This window comes from Phycicoccus sp. CSK15P-2 (genome assembly GCF_016888005.1).
Classification (GTDB): Bacteria; Actinomycetota; Actinomycetes; order Actinomycetales; family Dermatophilaceae; genus Phycicoccus.
This window is the reverse complement of sequence record NZ_JAFDVE010000019.1, coordinates 17,516-38,392: the sequence shown is the minus strand read 5'-3', so window position 1 is coordinate 38,392 and position 20,877 is coordinate 17,516. Positions and strand designations below refer to the sequence as shown.

The following is a 20,877-nucleotide window of genomic DNA, read 5'->3' as shown; positions in this document are numbered from 1 at the left end:
GGGAGACCCACCGGCGACCCCGGAAGGACATCCGATGGCGGCGCAGCCCCCCGAGCTCCACGTCCCGACCCACCCCGTCCGCATCGTCACCGCCTCGAGCCTGTTCGACGGACACGACGCCTCGATCAACATCATGCGGCGGATCATGCAGAGCCAGGGCGCCGAGGTCGTCCACCTCGGGCACAACCGCTCGGTCCAGGAGGTCGTCGACGCCGCGCTCGACGAGGACGCCCAGGGCGTCGCCGTCAGCTCGTACCAGGGCGGGCACGTCGAGTACTTCGAGTACCTCGTGCAGCTGCTGCGCGAGGCCGGGGCCGGTCACGTGCGGGTCGTCGGCGGCGGAGGAGGGGTCATCGTCCCGGCCGAGATCGCCCGGCTCCGCGAGGCCGGCGTCACGATCTTCAGCCCCGAGGACGGCCAGCGCCTCGGCCTGCCCGGGATGGTCAACCAGGTCGTCGAGGCCTGCGACACCGACCTGTGGGAGGCGGCGCCCACGACGGCCGAGGCCGTGCTCTCCGGCGACCGCACGGCCGTCGCCCGGGCCGTCACCGGTGCCGAGACGGGCCACCTGGACGAGGCCTTCCGCGCCGACCTCGAGCGGGCGGCCGCCGCGCGGACCGTCCCGGTCCTCGGGATCACCGGCACCGGCGGCTCCGGCAAGTCCAGCCTCACCGACGAGCTCGTCCGCCGCCTGCGCGTGGACCAGCAGGACAAGCTGCGCGTCGCCTGCGTCGCCATCGACCCCACCCGCCGCCGCGGCGGTGGGGCACTGCTCGGTGACCGGATCCGGATGAACAGCCTCGACGGCGACCGCGTCTACTACCGGTCGCTGGCGACGCGCGGCGGCCGCGAGGTGCCCGACGCGCTGCCCGACGTCATCACCGTCCTCAAGGCGGCGGGCTACGACCTCGTCGTCGTCGAGACCCCGGGCATCGGGCAGGGCGACGCCGCCATCACGTCCTACGCCGACGTCAACCTCTACGTCATGACGCCCGAGTTCGGCGCGGCCAGCCAGCTCGAGAAGATCGACATGCTCGACCTCGCCGACGTCGTCGCGGTCAACAAGTTCGAGCGCCGCGGCGCGGCCGACGCCCTGCGCGACGTCGGCCGGCAGCTCGTCCGCAACCGGGAGGCGTTCGGCAAGCGGCCCGAGGACATGCCGGTCTTCGGCACCTCGGCCGCGACGTTCGACGACGACGGCGTCACGGCGCTCTACCAGGAGCTGCGCGGCCTGCTCGGCGAGCACGGGCTCCCCCTCGCCGAGGGGACGCTGCGGCCCGTCGACGTCCGGCACTCGAGCACCATCCGCCAGGTCGTCCCGCCGCAGCGGGTGCGGTACCTCTCCGAGATCGCCGAGACCGTCCGCGGTTACCACTCCGACACCGAGCGCTGGGCCGACGCCGCGCGACGGGTGCAGCGGCTCGGGGCCGCACGGGATGCCCTGGCCGCGGCCGCGAAGGACACGACCGACCTCGACGCGCTCCTGGAACAGGCCCGCGAGGACCTGCCCGCAGCGCTGACCCGGCAGCTGGGGGAGTGGCCCGGCGTCGTCGAGTCCTACTCCGGCGACGAGCAGGTCGTCACCGTGCGCGACCGGGAGGTCCACACCCGTCTCGTCCGCGAGACGTTGTCCGGAAACGAGGTCCGGCGCGTGTCGCTGCCGCGGTACACGGACGACGGCGACCTGCTGTCCTTCCTGCGCCGCGAGAACCTGCCCGGCTGGTTCCCGTTCACGGCCGGGGTCTTCCGGTTCAAGCGGGACGGTGAGGACCCGGCGCGGATGTTCGCCGGCGAGGGCGACCCGTTCCGCACCAACCGCCGGTTCCGGCTGCTCTCCGAGGGGCAGCCGGCGACCCGCCTGTCCACGGCGTTCGACTCGGTCACGCTCTACGGCCGCGACCCCGACCCGCGCCCGGACGTCTACGGCAAGGTCGGGACCTCCGGGGTGTCGGTGGCGACGCTCGACGACATGAGAGCGCTGTACGACGGCTTCGACCTCACGGCGCCGACGACGAGCGTCTCGATGACGATCAACGGGCCGGCGCCCACCATCCTCGCGTTCTTCCTCAACACGGCCATGGACCGCGAGGTCGAGGCGTGGACCACGGAGAACGGCCGCGAGCCGAGCGACGCGGAGCGCGACGAGATCCGGGCCCGGGCCCTCGCGACGGTGCGTGGCACGGTGCAGGCCGACATCCTCAAGGAGGACCAGGGCCAGAACACCTGCCTGTTCTCCACCGAGTTCTCGCTGCGGATGATGGCCGACATCCAGGAGTGGTTCATCGAGAACCGGGTGCGCAACTTCTACTCGGTCTCGATCAGCGGCTACCACATCGCCGAGGCCGGGGCGAACCCGATCAGCCAGCTCGCCTTCACCCTCGCGAACGGGTTCACGTACGTTGAGGCCTACCTCGCGCGGGGCATGGACATCGACGACTTCGCCCCCAACCTGTCCTTCTTCTTCAGCAACGGGATGGACCCCGAGTACACCGTCATCGGCCGGGTCGCGCGGCGCATCTGGGCGGTCGCGATGCGCGAGAAGTACGGCGCGAACGAGCGAAGCCAGAAGCTCAAGTACCACGTGCAGACCTCCGGGCGCTCCCTGCACGCGCAGGAGATGGACTTCAACGACATCCGCACGACGCTGCAGGCGCTCGTCGCGATCTACGACAACGCGAACAGCCTGCACACCAACGCCTACGACGAGGCCGTGACGACGCCATCGGCCGAGTCGGTGCGGCGAGCGCTCGCCATCCAGCTCGTCATCGGCAAGGAGTGGGGCCTGGCGATGAACGAGAACCCGCTGCAGGGCTCGTTCGTCGTCGACGAGCTGACCGACCTCGTCGAGGCCGCGGTGCTCGCCGAGTTCGACCGGATCAGCGAGCGAGGCGGTGTGCTGGGCGCGATGGAGACCGGCTACCAGCGCGGGCGGATCCAGGACGAGTCGATGCTCTACGAGCACCGCAAGCACGACGGGTCGCTGCCGATCGTCGGCGTCAACACCTTCGTCCGTCCGGATGCCGAGGTCACCCCGCACGAGGTCGAGCTCGCGCGCGCGACCGAGGCCGAGAAGGAGTCCCAGCTGGCCCGGGTCTGTGCGTTCCGGGAGTCCCACCGTGACGAGGCCGAGGCCGCACTGGCCCGGCTGAAGGACGCGGCGACGAGCGGCGAGAACGTGTTCGCGGTGCTCATGGACGCCGCCCGGGTGTGCTCGCTGCAGCAGGTCACCGAGGCGTTCTTCGAGGTCGGCGGCCAGTACCGCCGCAACGTCTGACCGTCCCGGGCGTCCGTGGTCTCAGTCGGCCGCAGGCCTCGCGGCGTGCTCGACCGCAGCCCTGATCTCGGCCATCAGCCCCGGGTACGGGTCGGTGAGCGCCGGCCGTGCGGCGCGGACTTCCTGCGCCCTGGCCCTTGGCTCGTCGCCGGCCGTGTAGTAGCGACCCCGGGTCTGGCCGTGCGGGTGAAGTAGCCCGGAGTCGACGAGTCGCTGGAGGTCGCGAGTGGCGGTGCGCTCCTCGGTGTCGGACCGTCTCACGTAGGACGGCCTGGTCACCCTCAGCCCCAGCATCGCGTCGAACAGCACGTCCGCGGTGCGGGGAGGTAGCCCGCGGGTCTCGACGAGCTGGTCCACGACGGCCCACAGCGCCCGGCCATCCGCCCGTTGCCGTCGCGGAACGGGTGGATCATCACGAGGTTCAGATGGGCCATCGCCCCACGGACCATGGGCTCGGTCGGTTGGAGGGAGGCGAGGTCCGCGGCCAGCTCGTCCATGAGCGTGGGGACGGAGTCCGCGTCGGGGCGCTCGTAGACCGTGCGTTCGTCCCGGTCGTCGCGAACGTAGATGTCGGTCGTGCGGTACCTGCCGGGAGACTTCGCCCGATGGCGCAATGATCGAGACATAGGGACAGTGGGCGGGGATGAGCGACACCGTCGGATCGGCTCACGGCCCGGGGGGTCGGCTGCACCCGGAAATGCGGATGCCGGGTGTCGGTGTCGCGACGTACGTTGCCGAGGTGGCTACGACGACCACGCACCCTCCCGCCTCGCCTGCGAACAGCCCGGGCGAGGCGCGCCCAGACCTTCCCGGGCGCCGGCTCGACCTGCACCGGTTGAAGGGCCGCTCCACCACGCTCGCGCTCGCGACGTCGGCCACGGGCGCGCTCGGGCGCACGCTGGGCACGGTCGTCGCGGGGATGCTCGCGGCGAACCCCTCGACCCGGCTCGTCGGGCTGCTGGCGTTGTGCGTCCTCGGCGCGGCCGTCCTCGACACCGTCGGGCGCACGGTGTGGGCCGCGGTCGTCGACCGCGCGGAGGGCCGGCTGCGCGACGACCTCGTCGACGCCGCGCTCGCCCAGCCCCTGGACGCGCTCAACGAGCAGGCCGTCGGCGAGATCCTCGACCGGGTCGACGGAGACACGCACGACATCGGCTCGATGCTGCGACGTCAGGCCTGGGACGCCCTGAAGACGATCTTCGCCTCCGTCCCGATGTGGGTCGTCGCAGGTCTCACCTGGTGGCCCGCGTGGTTCCTCTTCCCGGCGTCGGCGGCCGGCTCCTTCCTGCTCGTGCGACGGCTGCTGCCGCGGATCTCCGAGCGCAAGGTCGTCGAGGAGATGGCCTGGACCGACCATGCCGCCGCCCTGGAGGAAGGCGTCACCGCCCGTGACGACCTGCGGACCAGTCTCGGCCAGGCGTACGTCATCTCACGCGTCAGCGCGCTGTCCGCCGAGGTCCACCGGCGCTTCGACGCCGTCCTCGTCCTCGAGGCCCGGGTCGCCCGCCGGACCGGCCTGCTGCTGCACGGCATGCTCGCCGCCACCGCCGTGGCCGGAGTCGCCCTCGTGGCCGGTGGTGGCCTGTCCGTGGCCCGGCTGGTGACTCTCTTCCTCGTCACCGGCACCTTCGTCGGGCAGGTCGACCGGATGGCCCAACACCTTCCCGAGCTCCAGGCCGGCCTCGGTGCGGTCACCCGTCTGCGACAGCTCCTCGCCGTACCCCCGGAACCCGTCGGGGGCCACGTCGTGCCGACCGGCCCCCTCGACCTCGAGTTCCGCTCTCTCTCCTTCAGCTACGCCCAGGGTGACTTCGCCCTGAGCGACGTCGACCTGCGGATCACCGGCGGCGAGACCTGCGCCCTGGTGGGTCGCACCGGGTCGGGCAAGTCGACGCTCGCGTCGCTCGTGTCGCGGGCGATGGACCCAGACCCCGGCACGGTCTTCCTCGGCGGGGTCGACGTCCTCGACCTCGACCTGCAGGCGCTGCGTTCTGCCGTCGGTGTCGTCACCCAGCGCACCGAGGTGCTCGCGGGGACGCTCGCCGAGAACATCACCCTGTTCGAGGACCTGCCCCGCGGCCGCGTCGAGGACTCCGTCGCCCAGCTCGGGCTGGAGGGCTGGGTGGGCGGCCTGCCCGACGGTCTCGACACGCTGCTCGGCCCCGGAGGCATCTCGTTGTCCGCGGGGGAGGAGCAGCTCGTCGCGTTCGCACGGCTGCTCGTCCGGGACGTGTCCGTCGTAGTCCTCGACGAGGCCACCGCCCGGATGGACCCGCTCACCGAGGCGCTCGTGGTCCAGGCTGCCGACCGGCTGCTCACCGGACGCACCGGGATCCTGGTCGCGCACCGGCTCTCCACCACGCGGCGTGCGGCGCAGGTCGCGGTGCTCGACCACGGCCGCGTCGTCCAGCAGGGGCCCCGCGCCGAGCTCGCGCACGCCGAAGGCCCGTTCAGGAGACTGCTGCAGGCCAGCGGCGACGACCTCGGACCCGTCCCCGCGGCGCATGAGCCCGAGCGGCCCGACCCGTCGCAGGCGTCCGCTCCCGAGCAGCCCGCCACGGTCGCCGGTGCCCGGCGGGCCGGTCCGCCGCCCACGTTGCCGGACCCGGGCGACGGCCCGTCACTCGCGCGCGGCATCGCCTCGGCACTGCTCGTCCGTCCGACGTGGGGTGTCTGGCCGGCCTTCATGTTCCTGATGGCCGCCCTCGGCGGTGCCTACGGGGCGCTGACCGGCTGGGTGTGGGGTCTCGCGGTGGAGCACCTGGGCGGCGGGGCGGGCTGGGACACCAGGACGCTCGTCCTCACCCTGTCCACCGCCACCGCGGTCATGCTCGCGCCGGTCCTCCTCGTCGAGGCCATCCGCCGCTACCCGCGCTGGTGGATCGAGGTCATGCTCCGGGTACGGATGTCGGTCCTCATCGGTCAGACCCGCCAGCACCGCCTCGAGCGCACCCCGGCGGGCGAGGTCGTCGCCCGCTCGATGGATGCCGACCGCTACTCCTTGTACGCCGACCGCTGGGTCGACTTCACCAACGGCCTCGTCATCGCTGTGGTGACGGCCGCCCTCGGCGGCAGCCTGCTCGCCGGGGGAGTGCCGCTGGTCGTGCTGCTCGGTGCGGCCTTCGCGTCGGCGCTCGGTCGTCCCATCGCGGGACGCTCGGCCGCCGAGTCGTCCAAGGCCAGAGCCCGGTTCGGGCGAGCCGTCGTGTCCGTCCTCGAGTCGGCGCGCACCCTCAAGCTGGCCGCCGCGACCCCCGCCGCGCACCGGCACCTGCGTCGGGTCGACGCCGGTCGCGTGCGGGCTGCGGTGTTCGAGCATCGGGTCCAGGCGGTCCTCGACGGCGTGCCGACCGTCATGGTGCAGGCCGGTGTGGTCGCGGCCTGGGCCACCTATGTCGTCGGCGGCTGGTCGCTCGCCACGGCCATCCTCGTCTCCGGTGCGGTCAACGGCTTCGACTGGTTCGGCCGCGTCGCCGGGGCCGTGGTCACCGAGGCGCCGGGTACGCGGGCCTGGCAGAAGGCCACCAGTCGCCTCGCGGGCGGGGTCGACCTCGTGCGACTTCCCGAGGGCATCGACCTCGTGGCCGGGGCTGCCCCCTCGGTGCCCGTGCCGGGACGGGTCCCGCTCGAGGAGCTCAGGCTCACCGGCGTCGGCGCCGTCCACGACGACGGGACGCGCGGCGTCGAAGGCGTCGACCTCACGGTGCAGGCCGGTGAGCTCGTGCTGCTCCTCGGCCAGGTCGGCTCGGGCAAGTCCAGCTTGCTGTCGGCGCTGTCGGGCCTGCTCGAGCACACCGGGTCCATCACCTGGAACGGCGTCGAGGTCGAGGACGCGCAGCTGTTCCTGCGCCCCGGTCAGGTCTCGCACGTCGCGCAGGTGCCGCGCGTGCTGTCCGGGACGTTCGCCGACAACGTGGTGCTCGGCCACGGCCGTCAGCTGGAAGGTGCGATCGCTGACGCGCGCCTCGGCGACGACGTCCGCGAGGCCGGCGGGCACGACTCGCTCGTGGGGCACCGCGGGGTCCGTCTCTCCGGCGGTCAGGTGCAGCGGCTCGCCCTGGCCCGAGCGCTCGCCGCCGACACCGAGCTGCTCCTCGCCGATGATGTCTCCAGTGCGCTCGACGCCGCCACCGAGGTCGAGCTGTGGTCGGCGCTACGGGCCCGGCACGCCACCGTCATCGGGGCGACCTCGAAGCGCGCTGCACTGGCCCAGGCCGACCGGGTCGTCGTACTCGTCGACGGCCGGGTCGCCGCCACCGGGCCTTGGCACCGGCTGTCCGGCGACTGGGGGCACCTCGCCGGCTGACGCGCGCCCGGTCGGGGCGTCCGCGTCAGGCAGCCTCAGCGGGTACCGCACGACCCGGCGGCGCTGGGTGGGCGAGGCGTGGACCTCGTAGCCGGCCTCGATGAACACCTGGACAGTGCCGACATGCGCCTCGTCGTCGACGTAACCGACGAGGCCGGAGGTCGGGCCCTCGGTGCCGCATCCGGCCTGGTCGAACAGCGCGGCGTCCCGCACGTCCTGGGTGGTGTCGCGCCAGATCCAGCCGGGGACCTCGAGTGGCTGGCAGCGGCACTTGCGCGTGCCGCCGGTGTCGAACACCGCCTCGACATCCTCGACATGGGCTTCGTTCGCCGGTCGCCACGTGAACTCGGGCACGACAGGAGCGTCCGCGACTCGTCGGAGTGCGATTGTCGGACCCCTGAGGTTGGGTGAGGCGCATGGACACGACCAACGACGGTCAACCGGTGTCGCGCGAGCGCCTCTCGGCGCTCTGGGCCAAGTCGGACGCGGGAGGGCGGCCACACTCGCTCATCGGCCACCTCCTCGACACGGCAGCCGTCGCGGAACTGGTCCACGACGAGTTCCTCTCGGCCGGCGCCCAGCGCAGCCTCGACGCCGGTGTGCCGGGGCGCGGGCGAGACCTGCTGAGACTCCTGTCGGGGTGGCACGACGTCGGCAAGGCATGCCCCGCCTTCCAGTTCATGCGCCTGCCCGGCGGCTCCACCGAGCTTAAGGAGGCGGTGCTGGCGGCCGGCTTCGGCGAGGTGCCACTGCACAAACCGTGGCGTCACACGATCGCGGGGGCCAGAGCGCTCGGCGACTTCCTCGGCGAGCGGGGGGCCGCAGGGGCGTCGTGGGTGCTTCCGGTCATCGAGGGGCACCACGGTCGATTCGGCTCACCTCGGACGCGCCTCAACCCGGGGCAGGGGAGGACCCCTGAGTGGGGCCAGGCGCGGGTCGCGCTGTTCGACCGTGTCCTCGCCGAGCTCGGACTCGACGTACAGGTTCTCGACGGACCGGCCCCGTCACATGGAGTGCAGCTGGCGCTCGCCGGTCTGGTCAGCATGGCCGACTGGGTCGCGAGCTCCAGCGAGTTCCCGGGTGTCGGCCCTGCTGACCTCGACATCCATGCTGCGCGTTCACGGGCCGTCGGCGGCTGGCGGCGGATCGGCCTCACGGGTGGATGGGCGCCGGAGCGACTCCGCTCCGATCCCGAGGTGTTCCGGGCTCGCATCGGGCGTGAGCCTCGCCCGTTGCAGGAGCTCGTGAGCACCGTGGCTGCCGATATGCCCGCGCCCGGGCTCCTCGTCGTCGAGGCGCCGATGGGAGAGGGGAAGACCGAGGCCGCCTTCGCCGCCGCGGAGATCCTCGGCGACAGGTTCGGCGCCGGGGGGTTCGTCTTCGCGATGCCCACCCAGGGCACCACCGACGCGATGTACGACCGGGTGCGCACCTGGGTACGTACGGTCGACCCGGACATGGTCGTCTCCTTGCGCCACGGGCGGGCCATGGCGAACGAGTCCTTCCGAGCCTCCCTCGCCCAGGAGAGGCTGGCCGACGTCGGCTGCGACGTGCCCGATGCGTACGGCGTATCGGACTGGGACTACGGGGGCAGCGACACCGCTGGCCCGCCCAGCGTCGTGCACGAGACGGCCGGCCCGGCGCAGTGGCTGCTCGGTAGACATCGTGCTTTGCTCGCGCCCGGAGTGGTCGGGACGGTCGACCAGATCCTCTACGCGGGCACGCGGACCAAGTACGTGTCTCTTCGGCATGCCGGCCTGCTCGGGAAGGTCGTCATCGTCGACGAGGTCCATGCCTACGACGTGTACATGCAGGCATTCCTCGAAACGCTCCTGCGCTGGTGCTCGGATGCGGGCGTGCCCGTCGTCCTGATGTCGGCGACCCTGCCGCCTGCCCTGCGCGGCCGGCTGGTGTCCGCCTATGTGCGCGGCTGGTCGGGTGGCGCAGTGGCCGGCGACGGTGACCTCCCCGAGCCCTCGGGCTACCCGTCCGTCCTCGCGGCGGTACCCGGCGTCGATGACCGGGCCCCGACTCTCTCGGTGGCATCGACGACGCCCTGGCGCGCGGACCTCGAGGTCGACGTCGAGGCCCTCGGGTCGGCCTCCGCGGACGCGGCACCGATCGTCGAACGGGTCGCGGCGGAGGTGTCCGAAGGCGGGTGCGTCCTCGTCATCGTCAACACCGTGCGGCGTGCCCAGGACGTCTTCGAGGGTCTCGATGCCTTGGGTGTCGAGACCGTGCTCGTGCACGGCCGGCTGACGACCGGCGAGCGGGCTGCACGCGTCGCCGACCTGGTCGACCGGCTCGGGGCGTCGCGGTCCCCTGGCGCGGGGCGTCCGTACCGGCTGGTGGTCGTCGCGACCCAGATCGCGGAACAGTCCTTCGATGTCGACGCCGACCTTCTCGTGACCGACATCGCCCCCATGGACCTCCTGCTCCAGCGAGTCGGCCGCCTGCACCGGCACGACCGTCCGAGCTCGGACCGCCCTGCGGCGATGGCTGCGCCCCGCGTGATCGTGACCGGGTTCGCTCCTGGAGCCGACGCCGCTCCGGACCTGTGTCCGTCCTTCGGTCGGGTCTACGAACGGTCGGCGTTGCTGCGGGCCGCCGCACTGCTCGGGGACGGTGCACGCTGGAGCATCCCCTCCGAGGTGCCCGGACTCGTGGCCTCCGCGTACGGGATGGCCGAGTCGCTCCCGGTCCCGTGGGTCGAGGCCATCAGCGCATCCGACGACGAAAGTGCGGAGTCCGACGAGGCGCGGTCCGCGTTCGCCGGCACCTTCACACTGTCGCCGACGGCTTCGGGTGACCTCACGAACCTGCACCTGCACGAGGTACGCGAGAGCGGCGAGGAGGCCACCGTCGTCCGCGACGGCGAGCCGACCCGTGAGGTCGCGCTCGTCGTACGCACCCACGACGGGAGGCTCCGCACGCTGGGCTCCGGTCGAACGCTCGGCATGCACGGGGAGTCCGCGGTGGACGACGGCGACCTCGCGCGGGAGGTTCTCGGGGACACTGTCCGGTTCCGACACAACGAGGCGATCGCGGGCGTGCAGCAACTGTCGGGCTGGCGGGACGTGCCGCTGCTCAGTCGGCTCGAGGTCGTCGTTCTCGACGAGTCCCTCGTCGGTGAGGACGATGCGCGACTCCGCTATGACCGCCGCCTCGGCCTGGTCATCACCAAGGTGGGGCGATGACCAGGCCCCCCGCGGAGGCGGGGACGTGGTCCCGGGCAACGCAGTCCACAGGAACACCGCCGAGCGGTCGGCGACAGCACGAGCGTAGTGAGCCGCCGAGGATTGCTTGTTGTCGACCCGGGCGTTATCGTTACCTCTACGAGCAACACATTCCACATTAGGTGATCTTCATGAGTTTCAACCTGTTGCATGAGCCGTGGGTCCCGGCCCTGATCGGCGGCACTGCCGTGGAGGTGTCGCTCGGAGACGCACTGCGCCGAGCGCACGAGATCGACTCACTCGACCACGGCGACCCGTTGGTGGCAGCGGCCACGTACCGACTGCTTCTCGCCCTGACGCTCGCGGTGGACAGGCGTCCTGGTGAGGAAGGGTGGCAGGCGCGGCTGGCAGCCGGACTCTTCGACGAGGCCGCCGTCGACACCTTCGCCTCGGACGACGGCGAGCTCTTCGACCTGTTCCATCCGGAGCGGCCCTTCTACCAGGTGGGCGGTCTCGAGGCGCTGAGTGGGCGGTGGAGTTCGCCGGCGCTGTTGATGCCCGAGGTCGCGAGTGGCAACAACGTGCCGTTGTTCAGCTTCGCGCCCGAGGAAGCCGTTCCCCCGCTCAGCGCACCGGTCGCCGCCCGGCGGCTCCTCGCGTGTCACGCGTTCGACACGGCCGCCATCAAGACCGGCGCCAAGGACGATCCGCGGGCCAAGGCGGGCAAGACAACGGGGAACCCCGTCGGTTACCTCGGTGGCCTCGGGTTCACGATGCCGCTCGGACGAACACTGTTCGAGACGCTGGCGCTCAACACGCCTGTGCTCGACCCCGGTGGCGACGACGAACCGTCGTGGCGGCGCCAGCTGTCCGCACAGTGGGAGATCAAGCAGCCGAGGGGCCCGCTGGAGCTGCTGACGTGGCAGTCGCGACGGATCCGCCTGGGGACCGCTGTCGGCGCGAACGGCGAGCAGGTCGTCGACCGGGTCATCGTCGCCGCGGGCGACCGGATGCACTTCTCTCCTGGGTTCGAGCCGCACACGCTGTGGCGCACGAACAAGGACAAGGGTGGTGCGGCCTTCCTCCCTGCCCGGCACCAAGCGGGACGGTCGCCCTGGCGGGGACTGTCGGCCCTCCTGGCGCTCCAGCCCGACGGCGACTCCGTTCGGGGCGGCGGGCGTACGACGTGTGCAGCCCTCAGCCACCTCGTGGAGGCCGTGGACCCGGACGAGTACCCCGTCGATGCCTTCGTCGTGGGCGTGGAGTACGGCAACCAGTCGGCCGTGGTGGAGAACACGATCGCCGACCGGGTCCCGGTGCCCCTTCAGGCTGTCGGTGACGAGATGCTGCAGAGCTCGCTCGGGGGCGCGGTCGAGCAGGCCGAGCTGTGCATGCGGGCCCTCAACGGCCTTCAGGCGAACCTGCGCGAGGCTGTCGGCGGAGACAAGATCCCCTGGGACAAGGGCGAACGTCCCGGCGACGGCTTCGTCGCGGGTCTCGACCGGCCGGCCCGTGAGCTGTTCCTCGGGGTGCGCGACGACATCGGCTCACTGGCCTACGCCCTGGCGCAATGGGAGCACGAGCTGTGGGTCCGCTCATGGGAGGTGGCAGACCCCCTGCTCGACGACGCGCCGGCGGCCACGGTCATGGGTCGCGGAGCGAAGGACTTCCCGCGCCGGCTGAACACGGCCGAAGCATCCTTCCGCGCTGCGCTGAACAAGGCGCTCCCGACGGAGAGAGCGGCGCGGGATGCCGAACGCGAGGCACGGAAGACAGCGAAGGAGTCGACGTGAGCACACAGGAGAACGAGCGCCCCCCGTTCTATTGGGAGCGGATGAGCAAGGCGGGGGACGAGATGCACGTCGCCCAGCAGATGGGGCCCGACCTGGCCGCCTTCAGGCGGGGTCTGGGGCGAGAACCAGGCGAGGTCCCGGGGATGTGGCGCTTCTACACGAAGCTCACCGCCGACGGTCGCGTGACGGACGCCCTCCGGGCGGAACACGCGGCCCTGGCCCTCTTCGGGCTCCACCAGCAAGGAGGTGGAGCGCCGGTGCACGTGAACGGTCGCCCGATGGGGGCCGCCCTGCATGACCTCCGCTCCAGCCCCAAGTACAGCGAACAGGCCGTCGACGCGCACTTCGCCCGTGCCGCCACCGCGGACGAGCCGGGCGAGGTGATCTACCACCTTCGGGGCCTGGTCCAACAGCTCAAGGCCGCGAACATCACCGGCTTCGACTACACCACCTTGTACTTCGACCTGCTGGCCTGGCACCGCACCGCGGAGGTCGGCCGGATCCGTCGGAGATGGGCCGGCCAGTACTTCCAGAGACCAGCAGCAACGACCGGAAAGGACCCGGCATGACCACGCCCCTGTACATCGACGTCCACATCCTCCAGGACCTCCCGCCGTCCAACATCAACCGGGACGACAACGGCACCCCCAAGCAGGCGGTCTACGGGGGAGTGACCCGTCTGCGCGTCTCCTCGCAGTCCTGGAAGCGTGCCACGCGGAAGCAGTTCGCAGACCGGCTCGCGAAGGAGCAGCAGGGCGTGCGGACCCGGCGGCTCACCGCACTCCTCACGCGAGAGCTCGAGGAGCGGGGCATCGACACCGAGCGGGCGGTCGCTGCAGTCACCGCGAGCCTCGGCGAGCTGAAGATCACGGGTGGCAAGAAGGACGCCGAGACGTCGTACCTGCTGTTCTGCAGTCGTGGCCAGGTCGCCGCCATCGCCGACCAGCTGGTCGCCGCTCTGGGAGAGACCGACGACCCTGCCGCCGCCGGCAAGACGGTCAAGGCGGGGGACATCCTCAAGGACGGTCACTCGCTCGACGTCGCGCTCTTCGGACGGATGGTCGCCGATGTCACCGATCTGAACGTCGACGCTGCGACGCAAGTGGCGCACGCGATTTCGACCCACGCGGCGCCGACCCAGTTCGACTACTTCACCGCCGTCGACGACCTGCAGGAGAAGGGTGAGCCGGGTGCCGGGATGATCGGGACGGTCGAGTACGGCTCGGCGACGATGTACCGCTTCGCCACGGTCGGCCTGCACCAGCTCGCCGACAACCTCGCGGACGAGGACGCCGCCGTCGACGGGGTGCTGGAGTTCGTGCGGGCGTTCACGACGTCGATGCCGACGGGCCACCAGAACAGCTTCGCCGCTCGGACCCGGCCGGCCCTGGTCGCCGTCGTCGTCCGCACCGACCAGCCGGTCAGTCTCGTGAGCGCGTTCGAGTCGCCCGTGCGCGGTCGTGAGACGGGGATGATGGCCGGGTCGCAGGTTGTTCTCGCCGGCCTCTACTCCGCGGAGACCGAGCGATGGGGTGACCGGCCCGAGCTCGTCGTGGCCAGCTACCAGGCGGCGGGCGACTCCGCTGACGCACTCGAGCGGGCCTTCGGGCCGTCGGTGGGCTTCGACGAGCTGCTCGTCCGAGTCGGTGATGGCCTGCGCTCGGTCGGTGCGTCCAGATGAGCGAGTCCGTGCTCGTCCTCCGCCTCGCGGGCCCGATGCAGAGCTGGGGTGTCTCGAGCAAGTTCAACGTCCGTGAGACCGAAGGGCAGCCGACGAAGTCCGGGGTCATCGGGTTGCTGGCGGCGGCGCAGGGGCGCCGGCGGAGCGACGACATCGAGGACCTGCTGCAGCTGCGGCTCGGGGTCCGGGTCGACCAGCCGGGTCGGCTCCAGCGCGACTACCACACGGTCAGTGACTACCGCGGAGTCCCGTTGCCGTCGTCGGGGACGAACGCCAAGGGGCAGCAGAGGTCCACGTCCCCGAAGAAGTACACGCACGTGACCAAGCGCTACTACCTCGCGGACGCCGTCTTCGTTGCGGCGTTGGAGGGCTCCGAGGACCTGCTCGCGACGCTTGCTGCAGCTGTCCGTCGTCCGGCGTTCCCGCTGGCGCTCGGTCGCAGGTCATGCGTCCCTGCTCAACCTCTGGTCGTGCCTGATGCCGACCAGATCCTCTGGCCGGGAGGTCTCGACACCGTCCTGGCCCAGGTTCCCTGGCAGGCCTCGGCCTGGCGTGTCCGGCGCGCCACCGGACCGACCGTAACCCTGCCGGTCGTCACCGACGACCCCGCGGGTTCGGAGCTGGCAGGGGATGTCCCGACCAGCTTCGAGCCAGGGAGTCGGGTGATGCGTTCACGACCGGTCAGGTCGGCGTGGGTGGAGGTGCCGACGGGTGTCCCGGCCGACGGCGCGCGTGGCCACGATCCGTTCGAGCTGTTGGGAGGTTGACCGTTGCCGTACCTGTCACGAGTTCCCCTGAACCCCCTTCGCCGTCACACCCAACGCCTTCTGACGAGTCCGCAACGGCTCCACGCAGAGGTTCTGGGCGGGCTTCCGGAACACCTGCCGGGGGAGCGGGTGCTGTGGCGGCTGGACCCGGGGGCGACGGTGAGGAGCGGGCAATCGATGCCCGGGCTTGACGTGGGGTCGCCCCACGTCTCCCAGCTCTACGTCCTGACCCAGCGACACCCGTCCTGGGCGAAGCTGGTCGACGACGCCGGGTGGCCAGATGCCGATGGCGGAGCCGCGGATGTGCGCGACTACGAATCGTTGCTGGGCCTCGTGGTGAACGGCCGCGAGTTCTCGTTCCGCCTGCGGGCCAACCCCGTGTGGCGCACTCGCAACCCTCAGACGCCGACGGACTCCCAGACATCCGCACTGACCGGTTCGCGGGCGAGGGGCGTCCGGGTCGCCGCGCTGTCCGCCGAGAGTCAGCTGCAGTGGTTGGTCGAGAGGACTCGCGAGGACCACGCCGTATGGGGCTTCTCCGTGGAGGGGGAGGACTCGCATCCTCGTGCGCAGGTCGTCGCGCGGAACCAGGAGCGTTTCCGGCGTCGGCCCGGCGATGCGCCCGTCACGATCCGCAGCGCGACGTACGAAGGACTCCTGACCGTCGTGGACGCTGATCGGATGAGGGAGTCACTCGTCTCCGGTGTCGGCGGGGGCAAGGCATACGGCTGCGGCCTCCTGACGCTCGCTCCCGGACGGCGCTGATCCGATGTGGTGGCTGGCCGGCCCGAGCGACATCCACAGGGTGTCCGACCGGGTGAGTATCCTCTACGTCGAGCGCTGTCACATCGACCGTGCCGAGAACGCCGTGGTGATCGTCAACCGGGAGCGGACCGTGCGAGTCCCGGCGGCGTTCGTCGCGTCGCTCATGGTAGGCCCGGGGAGCCGTGTCACTCACGCTGCAGTACGGCTCCTCGCGGACTCGGGGACCGCGATGTGCTGGGTCGGCGAGCACGGTGTGCGGATGTACGCGGCGGGGCTGGGGCCGAGCCGCTCGGCAGCCGCCACGGTTCGGCAGGCCGCTCTGGTCTCGAAGACCACCGACCGGCTCGGGGTCGCCAGACAGATGTACCAGATGCGGTTCCCCGGCGAGGACGTGTCTTCGGCCACGATGCAGCAGCTGCGGGGGCGGGAGGGCGCGCGTGTCAAGAAGGTGTACCGCGCCGAGTCTGCGCGCACCGGTGTTCCCTGGGCGAAGCGCGACTACCGCCCTGGTGACGCGTTCGCGGCCGGTGACGACATCAACAGAGCCTTGTCCGCCGCACACTCGGCGTTGTACGGGGTGGCCCACGCGGCCATCGTCGGTGTGGGCGCCAGCCCTGCCCTGGGGTTCGTCCACACCGGTTCCGCCGTGTCGTTCGTGCTCGACATCGCGGACCTCTACAAGGCCGAGACCAGCGTTCCCGTGGCGTTCGATGCCGTCGCCGCCGGTCACACCAAGGAGTCCGACGTCCGCCTGGCCATGCGGGACGTGTTCAAGGAGCGGCGGCTGTTGGCCACGATCGTGCGCGATGTACTGGGGCTCCTCGGCGTCGGGGCAACTCAGGACGAGGGAGACCTGCTCGCCCTGTGGGACGAGGCTGCCGGCTCGGTTCCGGGTGGGACGAACTGGTCCGACTCGGAGGTCGCGGCATTCCTGGAGTCGGGGTACGCCGTCCTGAGCGGCCCGGAGCTGACCGAACCCGAGGTCCCCTGGTGACTGTCGTCGTCCTCGTGGCCGTTGCCCCGGGCCTGCGTGGGCACCTGACGCGATGGATGGTCGAGGTACAGGCCGGGGTCTTCGTCGGCTCACCCGGTCGCAGGATCCGGGACCGTATATGGGCCGTTCTGGAGGACCGGGTTGGTGACGGGCATGCCGTGATGATCGAACCCGCTCCCACCGAGCAGGGATGGGCCGTGAGGACCGCAGGGCGGGAGCGCTGGAGGCCCGTCGATTTCGACGGACTGACTCTCATGGCCCGCCCGCGCGTGCAAAACTCCTGATCAGCAAGTGTCGTCCCCGCCCACGCGGGGGTCATCCGAGGTGCTGAAGGACCTGTCCCCCGAAGCCCGGGTCGTCCCCGCCCACGCGGGGGTCATCCGCAGTGGGGCGAGTGGGTCCCCGAAGACCAGACGTCGTCCCCGCCCACGCGGGGGTCATCCCTTTTCGCGACCACGCGGGGGTCAGCCGTTCGGGTCGTCCCCGCCCACGCGGGGGTCATCCCATGTGGAGCCCTCTCATCCGGTCAGATCGGATGTCGTCCCCGCCCACGCGGGGGTCATCCGCCGATCAGCCACGCAGCAACGAGTGCGGCGACGTCGTCCCCGCCCACGCGGGGGTCATCCCACGCCCTCAGCTCGGGCGCGGGCGGTCTTCTTGTCGTCCCCGCCCACGCGGGGGTCATCCGCAGCTCGTCGGCGCGCTCGACTCGCGCGAGCGGTCGTCCCCGCCCACGCGGGGGTCATCCGCCCGGACGGTGACGGCCGACCCCCACCGTTCTGTCGTCCCCGCCCACGCGGGGGTCATCCCCGACAGGCGTCACTGTAACACGAGGTTCACGCGTCGTCCCCGCCCACGCGGGGGTCATCCTGACACCGAGCCGGCCGACCAGGCCCACCACGTGTCGTCCCCGCCCACGCGGGGGTCATCCTTTCGTTCATTACTTGAGCATTTCTCGAATAGTGTCGTCCCCGCCCACGCGGGGGTCATCCCTGGAAGGTCTCGGACACGGGCGCGGCGAGCACGTCGTCCCCGCCCACGCGGGGGTCATCCCCTCGCGGGCACCTCGTGGTTCATCCTCCCGGAGTCGTCCCCGCCCACGCGGGGGTCATCCGGACACGAACGTCCGCATCAACTCGGGCGAGGTGTCGTCCCCGCCCACGCGGGGGTCATCCGGCTGCACTGAGACTCGAACGGTTCGAGGGTGGGTCGTCCCCGCCCACGCGGGGGTCATCCGTCGACGTAGGTGACGTGGTTGCCCTCTCGCAGGTCGTCCCCGCCCACGCGGGGGTCATCCGCTCGAGGCCATCAACAACCCCAGCCAGGAGGGGTCGTCCCCGCCCACGCGGGGGTCATCCGGCGTGCCGCACGTTCAGGAACGTGGAGAACGTGTCGTCCCCGCCCACGCGGGGGTCATCCCAGGTCGAGGACGATCCCGTCCCGCGGGCGGCCGTCGTCCCCGCCCACGCGGGGGTCATCCCGTTCACATTGGCGCGTCTGTTGAGCCTCCCCTGTCGTCCCCGCCCACGCGGGGGTCATCCCCAGGGTGGCTCCGGCTCCCAGGGTGGCGACGGGTCGTCCCCGCCCACGCGGGGGTCATCCGGACGGAGACGTCGTCGCCGGCGGCATCCAGCAGTCGTCCCCGCCCACGCGGGGGTCATCCTCCTGACTGGGTTCTCGCGGTCTTCTTCTTCGCGTCGTCCCCGCCCACGCGGGGGTCATCCCCCCAGCGCGAACCAGGCCGACTTCCCTGCCGCGTCGTCCCCGCCCACGCGGGGGTCATCCCTCAGCGTTGCAGCCGTCGTCGACGCGCTCATCGTCGTCCCCGCCCACGCGGGGGTCATCCGTTCACGAGGACCTCACAGGAGGGTGGGCTGGTGTCGTCCCCGCCCACGCGGGGGTCATCCGCACGGTGTCGGAGTAGGCCACGGTGGACCCGTGTCGTCCCCGCCCACGCGGGGGTCATCCCGCCCTGTTCCGCCGTCAGGAGTTCGATGGGGTGTCGTCCCCGCCCACGCGGGGGTCATCCCATGGTCATGCGGTTCAGCGTAGAGATGCCGTTGGTCGTCCCCGCCCACGCGGGGGTCATCCGAACCAGCCCCACTCGCGGGCGGTGAACTCGAAGTCGTCCCCGCCCACGCGGGGGTCATCCGTAGGACCCCACCATCTTCCCGTCTCATGGCGGGTCGTCCCCGCCCACGCGGGGGTCATCCTTGGCGTCGAGTGTTGCGAGGCGGGCTTCATGCGTCGTCCCCGCCCACGCGGGGGTCATCCCCTCAACAGCGTATGCGTCGGTTCCGTCAACAAGTCGTCCCCGCCCACGCGGGGGTCATCCCAGGCTTAAGTGACGACCCCTCGCTCCCGGTGAGTCGTCCCCGCCCACGCGGGGGTCATCCGTACGCGCTTCGCAAGATGCGCGCGCTAGCAGAGTCGTCCCCGCCCACGCGGGGGTCATCCCACGAGCAATCCGTGCGGCGCTTCTTTTGCAGCCATTCCTCTGTCGTCCCCGCCCACGCGGGGGTCATCCCCGTACATGCCTTGGATCGTGTACTCTCCGCCGGTCGTCCCCGCCCACGCGGGGGTCATCCCTTTGTTGTGAGAGAGCCGGATCGGCCAGGATGGTCGTCCCCGCCCACGCGGGGGTCATCCTGTCGCCTGAGGAATGCGTCGGGTTCGACATTCGTCGTCCCCGCCCACGCGGGGGTCATCCCTGGGTTTTGCGAGAGTTAAATGCCTGCAATTCGTCGTCCCCGCCCACGCGGGGGTCATCCTCACTCCGGCTACTGACGGTAAGGTTACCGACAGTCGTCCCCGCCCACGCGGGGGTCATCCGATAGCGGCGATCAGCCCGGTGACGATCAGGATGTCGTCCCCGCCCACGCGGGGGTCATCCCCGATGAGCACTGCGGCCGCCTATACGAAATCCGTCGTCCCCGCCCACGCGGGGGTCATCCCGGCCACTGCGTGGCGGCGTCGGCGGGGATCAAGTCGTCCCCGCCCACGCGGGGGTCATCCGGTTGAGGAGATTAAGACTCGAATGGGTCGCCGGTCGTCCCCGCCCACGCGGGGGTCATCCACCCTGACCAGGCACCCATTTCTGCTGAGCGTCGGTCGTCCCCGCCCACGCGGGGGTCATCCTTTTTGGGACTGAGGTTCCGGAGGTTCAGTCCAGTCGTCCCCGCCCACGCGGGGGTCATCCCTTTCTTCAACACCTTAATGTGGTTGTTTGCAAGTCGTCCCCGCCCACGCGGGGGTCATCCCGACAGCTCCTCGAACGCACGGAACTGCGCGATGTCGTCCCCGCCCACGCGGGGGTCATCCCCGTCATCAGCGGCCAGGTGCCCTACACCCCCGGTCGTCCCCGCCCACGCGGGGGTCATCCGTTCTCCTCCTCGGCGTCGGCGTTGTCGTAGGTCGTCGTCCCCGCCCACGCGGGGGTCATCCCTGCACACCCCCGCAACGGGGGAGGAAAGGGTAGTCGTCCCCGCCCACGCGGGGGTCATCCCGTCCCGGAGACCTCGGCGAGCCACGGCCCGAGGGTCGTCCCCGCCCACGCGGGGGTCATCCGTCCCTCAGTTCCGGGAACCAGAACAGAAACCTGTCGTCCCCGCCCACGCGGGGGTCATCCCCGGGAGGCGAGGACGAGGACCACGAGAACCCGGTCGTCCCCGCCCACGCGGGGGTCATCCCCGGTGCGGATTCACTGCCCGGTTCCGTGTCAGGTCGTCCCCGCCCACGCGGGGGTCATCCGGTTGTGGCGGCCATGCTGCTCATCGGTGAAGTGTCGTCCCCGCCCACGCGGGGGTCATCCGCAGTCGCCGTCGCGGGCCTGCGGCGGTGGGTCGTCGTCCCCGCCCACGCGGGGGTCATCCGGTCGGGGGCCTCCTGGCCCGCAACGAGGCGATGTCGTCCCCGCCCACGCGGGGGTCATCCGTCGTCCTCGTGCCAGAGGTCCATGCTGTAGACGTCGTCCCCGCCCACGCGGGGGTCATCCCCGTCCTCCTCCATCCCGATGACCCACATCGCTGTCGTCCCCGCCCACGCGGGGGTCATCCGCGATGCTGGCCGTCGAGCGGCTCACGTCCCGCGTCGTCCCCGCCCACGCGGGGGTCATCCCTCCG

General features: G+C 71.3%; 13 protein-coding genes and 1 CRISPR repeat array (1 of these 14 running past the window's edge). Of the genes, 11 read left to right on the top strand and 2 right to left on the bottom strand.

What is annotated here, in order from left to right; genetic code table 11:
• Nucleotides 1-34: 34 nt before the first annotated feature.
• On the top strand, nt 35-3,274 hold the full coding sequence (icmF, locus tag JQN72_RS11350) for a fused isobutyryl-CoA mutase/GTPase IcmF (protein WP_204135304.1): 3,240 nt from the start codon (nt 35-37) through the stop codon (nt 3,272-3,274).
• Between the two features lie 21 nt (nt 3,275-3,295).
• On the opposite strand, the gene JQN72_RS11345 is transcribed toward icmF, so the two are convergent.
• Both JQN72_RS11345 and JQN72_RS11340 read right to left on the bottom strand, forming a co-directional pair.
• The gene (locus JQN72_RS11345; protein WP_204135303.1) at nt 3,296-3,535 is read right to left on the bottom strand and encodes a hypothetical protein; all 240 of its coding nucleotides are present in this window, start codon (nt 3,533-3,535) and stop codon (nt 3,296-3,298) included.
• 20 nt (nt 3,536-3,555) lie between these two features.
• Nucleotides 3,556-3,900: a Fic family protein gene (locus JQN72_RS11340; protein ID WP_204135302.1), complete on the bottom strand. Its 345-nt coding sequence runs from the start codon at nt 3,898-3,900 to the stop codon at nt 3,556-3,558.
• Between the two features lie 113 nt (nt 3,901-4,013).
• Here JQN72_RS11340 and JQN72_RS11335 point away from each other — a divergent pair, with 113 nt between their 5' ends.
• The 10 genes from JQN72_RS11335 (at nt 4,014) to cas2e (ending at nt 17,040) form a co-directional block, all read left to right on the top strand.
• Nucleotides 4,014-7,580, top strand: a complete 3,567-nt coding sequence (locus JQN72_RS11335; protein ID WP_374190896.1) for an ATP-binding cassette domain-containing protein — start codon at nt 4,014-4,016, stop codon at nt 7,578-7,580.
• Nucleotides 7,581-7,703: 123 nt separating this feature from the next.
• On the top strand, nt 7,704-7,991 hold the full coding sequence (locus JQN72_RS11330) for a hypothetical protein (RefSeq protein WP_204135301.1): 288 nt from the start codon (nt 7,704-7,706) through the stop codon (nt 7,989-7,991).
• 5 nt (nt 7,992-7,996) lie between these two features.
• Nucleotides 7,997-10,777, top strand: coding sequence for a CRISPR-associated endonuclease Cas3'' (locus JQN72_RS11325; RefSeq protein WP_204135300.1), 2,781 nt, complete (start codon nt 7,997-7,999; stop codon nt 10,775-10,777).
• Between the two features lie 170 nt (nt 10,778-10,947).
• On the top strand, nt 10,948-12,549 hold the full coding sequence (gene casA / locus JQN72_RS11320) for a type I-E CRISPR-associated protein Cse1/CasA (protein ID WP_204135299.1): 1,602 nt from the start codon (nt 10,948-10,950) through the stop codon (nt 12,547-12,549).
• Nucleotides 12,546-13,118: a type I-E CRISPR-associated protein Cse2/CasB gene (gene casB / locus JQN72_RS11315; protein ID WP_204135298.1), complete on the top strand. Its 573-nt coding sequence runs from the start codon at nt 12,546-12,548 to the stop codon at nt 13,116-13,118. Before casA ends, casB begins: the two co-directional genes overlap by 4 nt.
• Nucleotides 13,115-14,230, top strand: coding sequence for a type I-E CRISPR-associated protein Cas7/Cse4/CasC (gene cas7e, locus JQN72_RS11310; RefSeq protein ID WP_204135297.1), 1,116 nt, complete (start codon nt 13,115-13,117; stop codon nt 14,228-14,230). Before casB ends, cas7e begins: the two co-directional genes overlap by 4 nt.
• On the top strand, nt 14,227-14,997 hold the full coding sequence (gene cas5e / locus JQN72_RS11305) for a type I-E CRISPR-associated protein Cas5/CasD (protein ID WP_204135296.1): 771 nt from the start codon (nt 14,227-14,229) through the stop codon (nt 14,995-14,997). The genes cas7e and cas5e overlap by 4 nt, the downstream gene beginning before the upstream one ends.
• A gap of 3 nt (nt 14,998-15,000) precedes the next feature.
• On the top strand, nt 15,001-15,762 hold the full coding sequence (gene cas6e, locus JQN72_RS11300; RefSeq protein WP_204135295.1) for a type I-E CRISPR-associated protein Cas6/Cse3/CasE: 762 nt from the start codon (nt 15,001-15,003) through the stop codon (nt 15,760-15,762).
• Nucleotides 15,763-15,766: 4 nt separating this feature from the next.
• Nucleotides 15,767-16,756 (top strand): type I-E CRISPR-associated endonuclease Cas1e, encoded by a 990-nt coding sequence (cas1e, locus tag JQN72_RS11295; protein ID WP_204135294.1) that lies wholly within the window; start codon nt 15,767-15,769, stop codon nt 16,754-16,756.
• Nucleotides 16,753-17,040 carry a type I-E CRISPR-associated endoribonuclease Cas2e gene (gene cas2e / locus JQN72_RS19050; RefSeq protein ID WP_204135293.1) on the top strand — a complete coding sequence of 96 codons (288 nt, stop codon included), beginning with the start codon at nt 16,753-16,755 and terminating at the stop codon, nt 17,038-17,040. Before cas1e ends, cas2e begins: the two co-directional genes overlap by 4 nt.
• A 9-nt stretch (nt 17,041-17,049) precedes the next feature.
• A CRISPR array of direct repeats spans nt 17,050-20,877; the repeat unit is 28 nt; unit sequence GTCGTCCCCGCCCACGCGGGGGTCATCC; it runs 2,376 nt beyond the window's last position.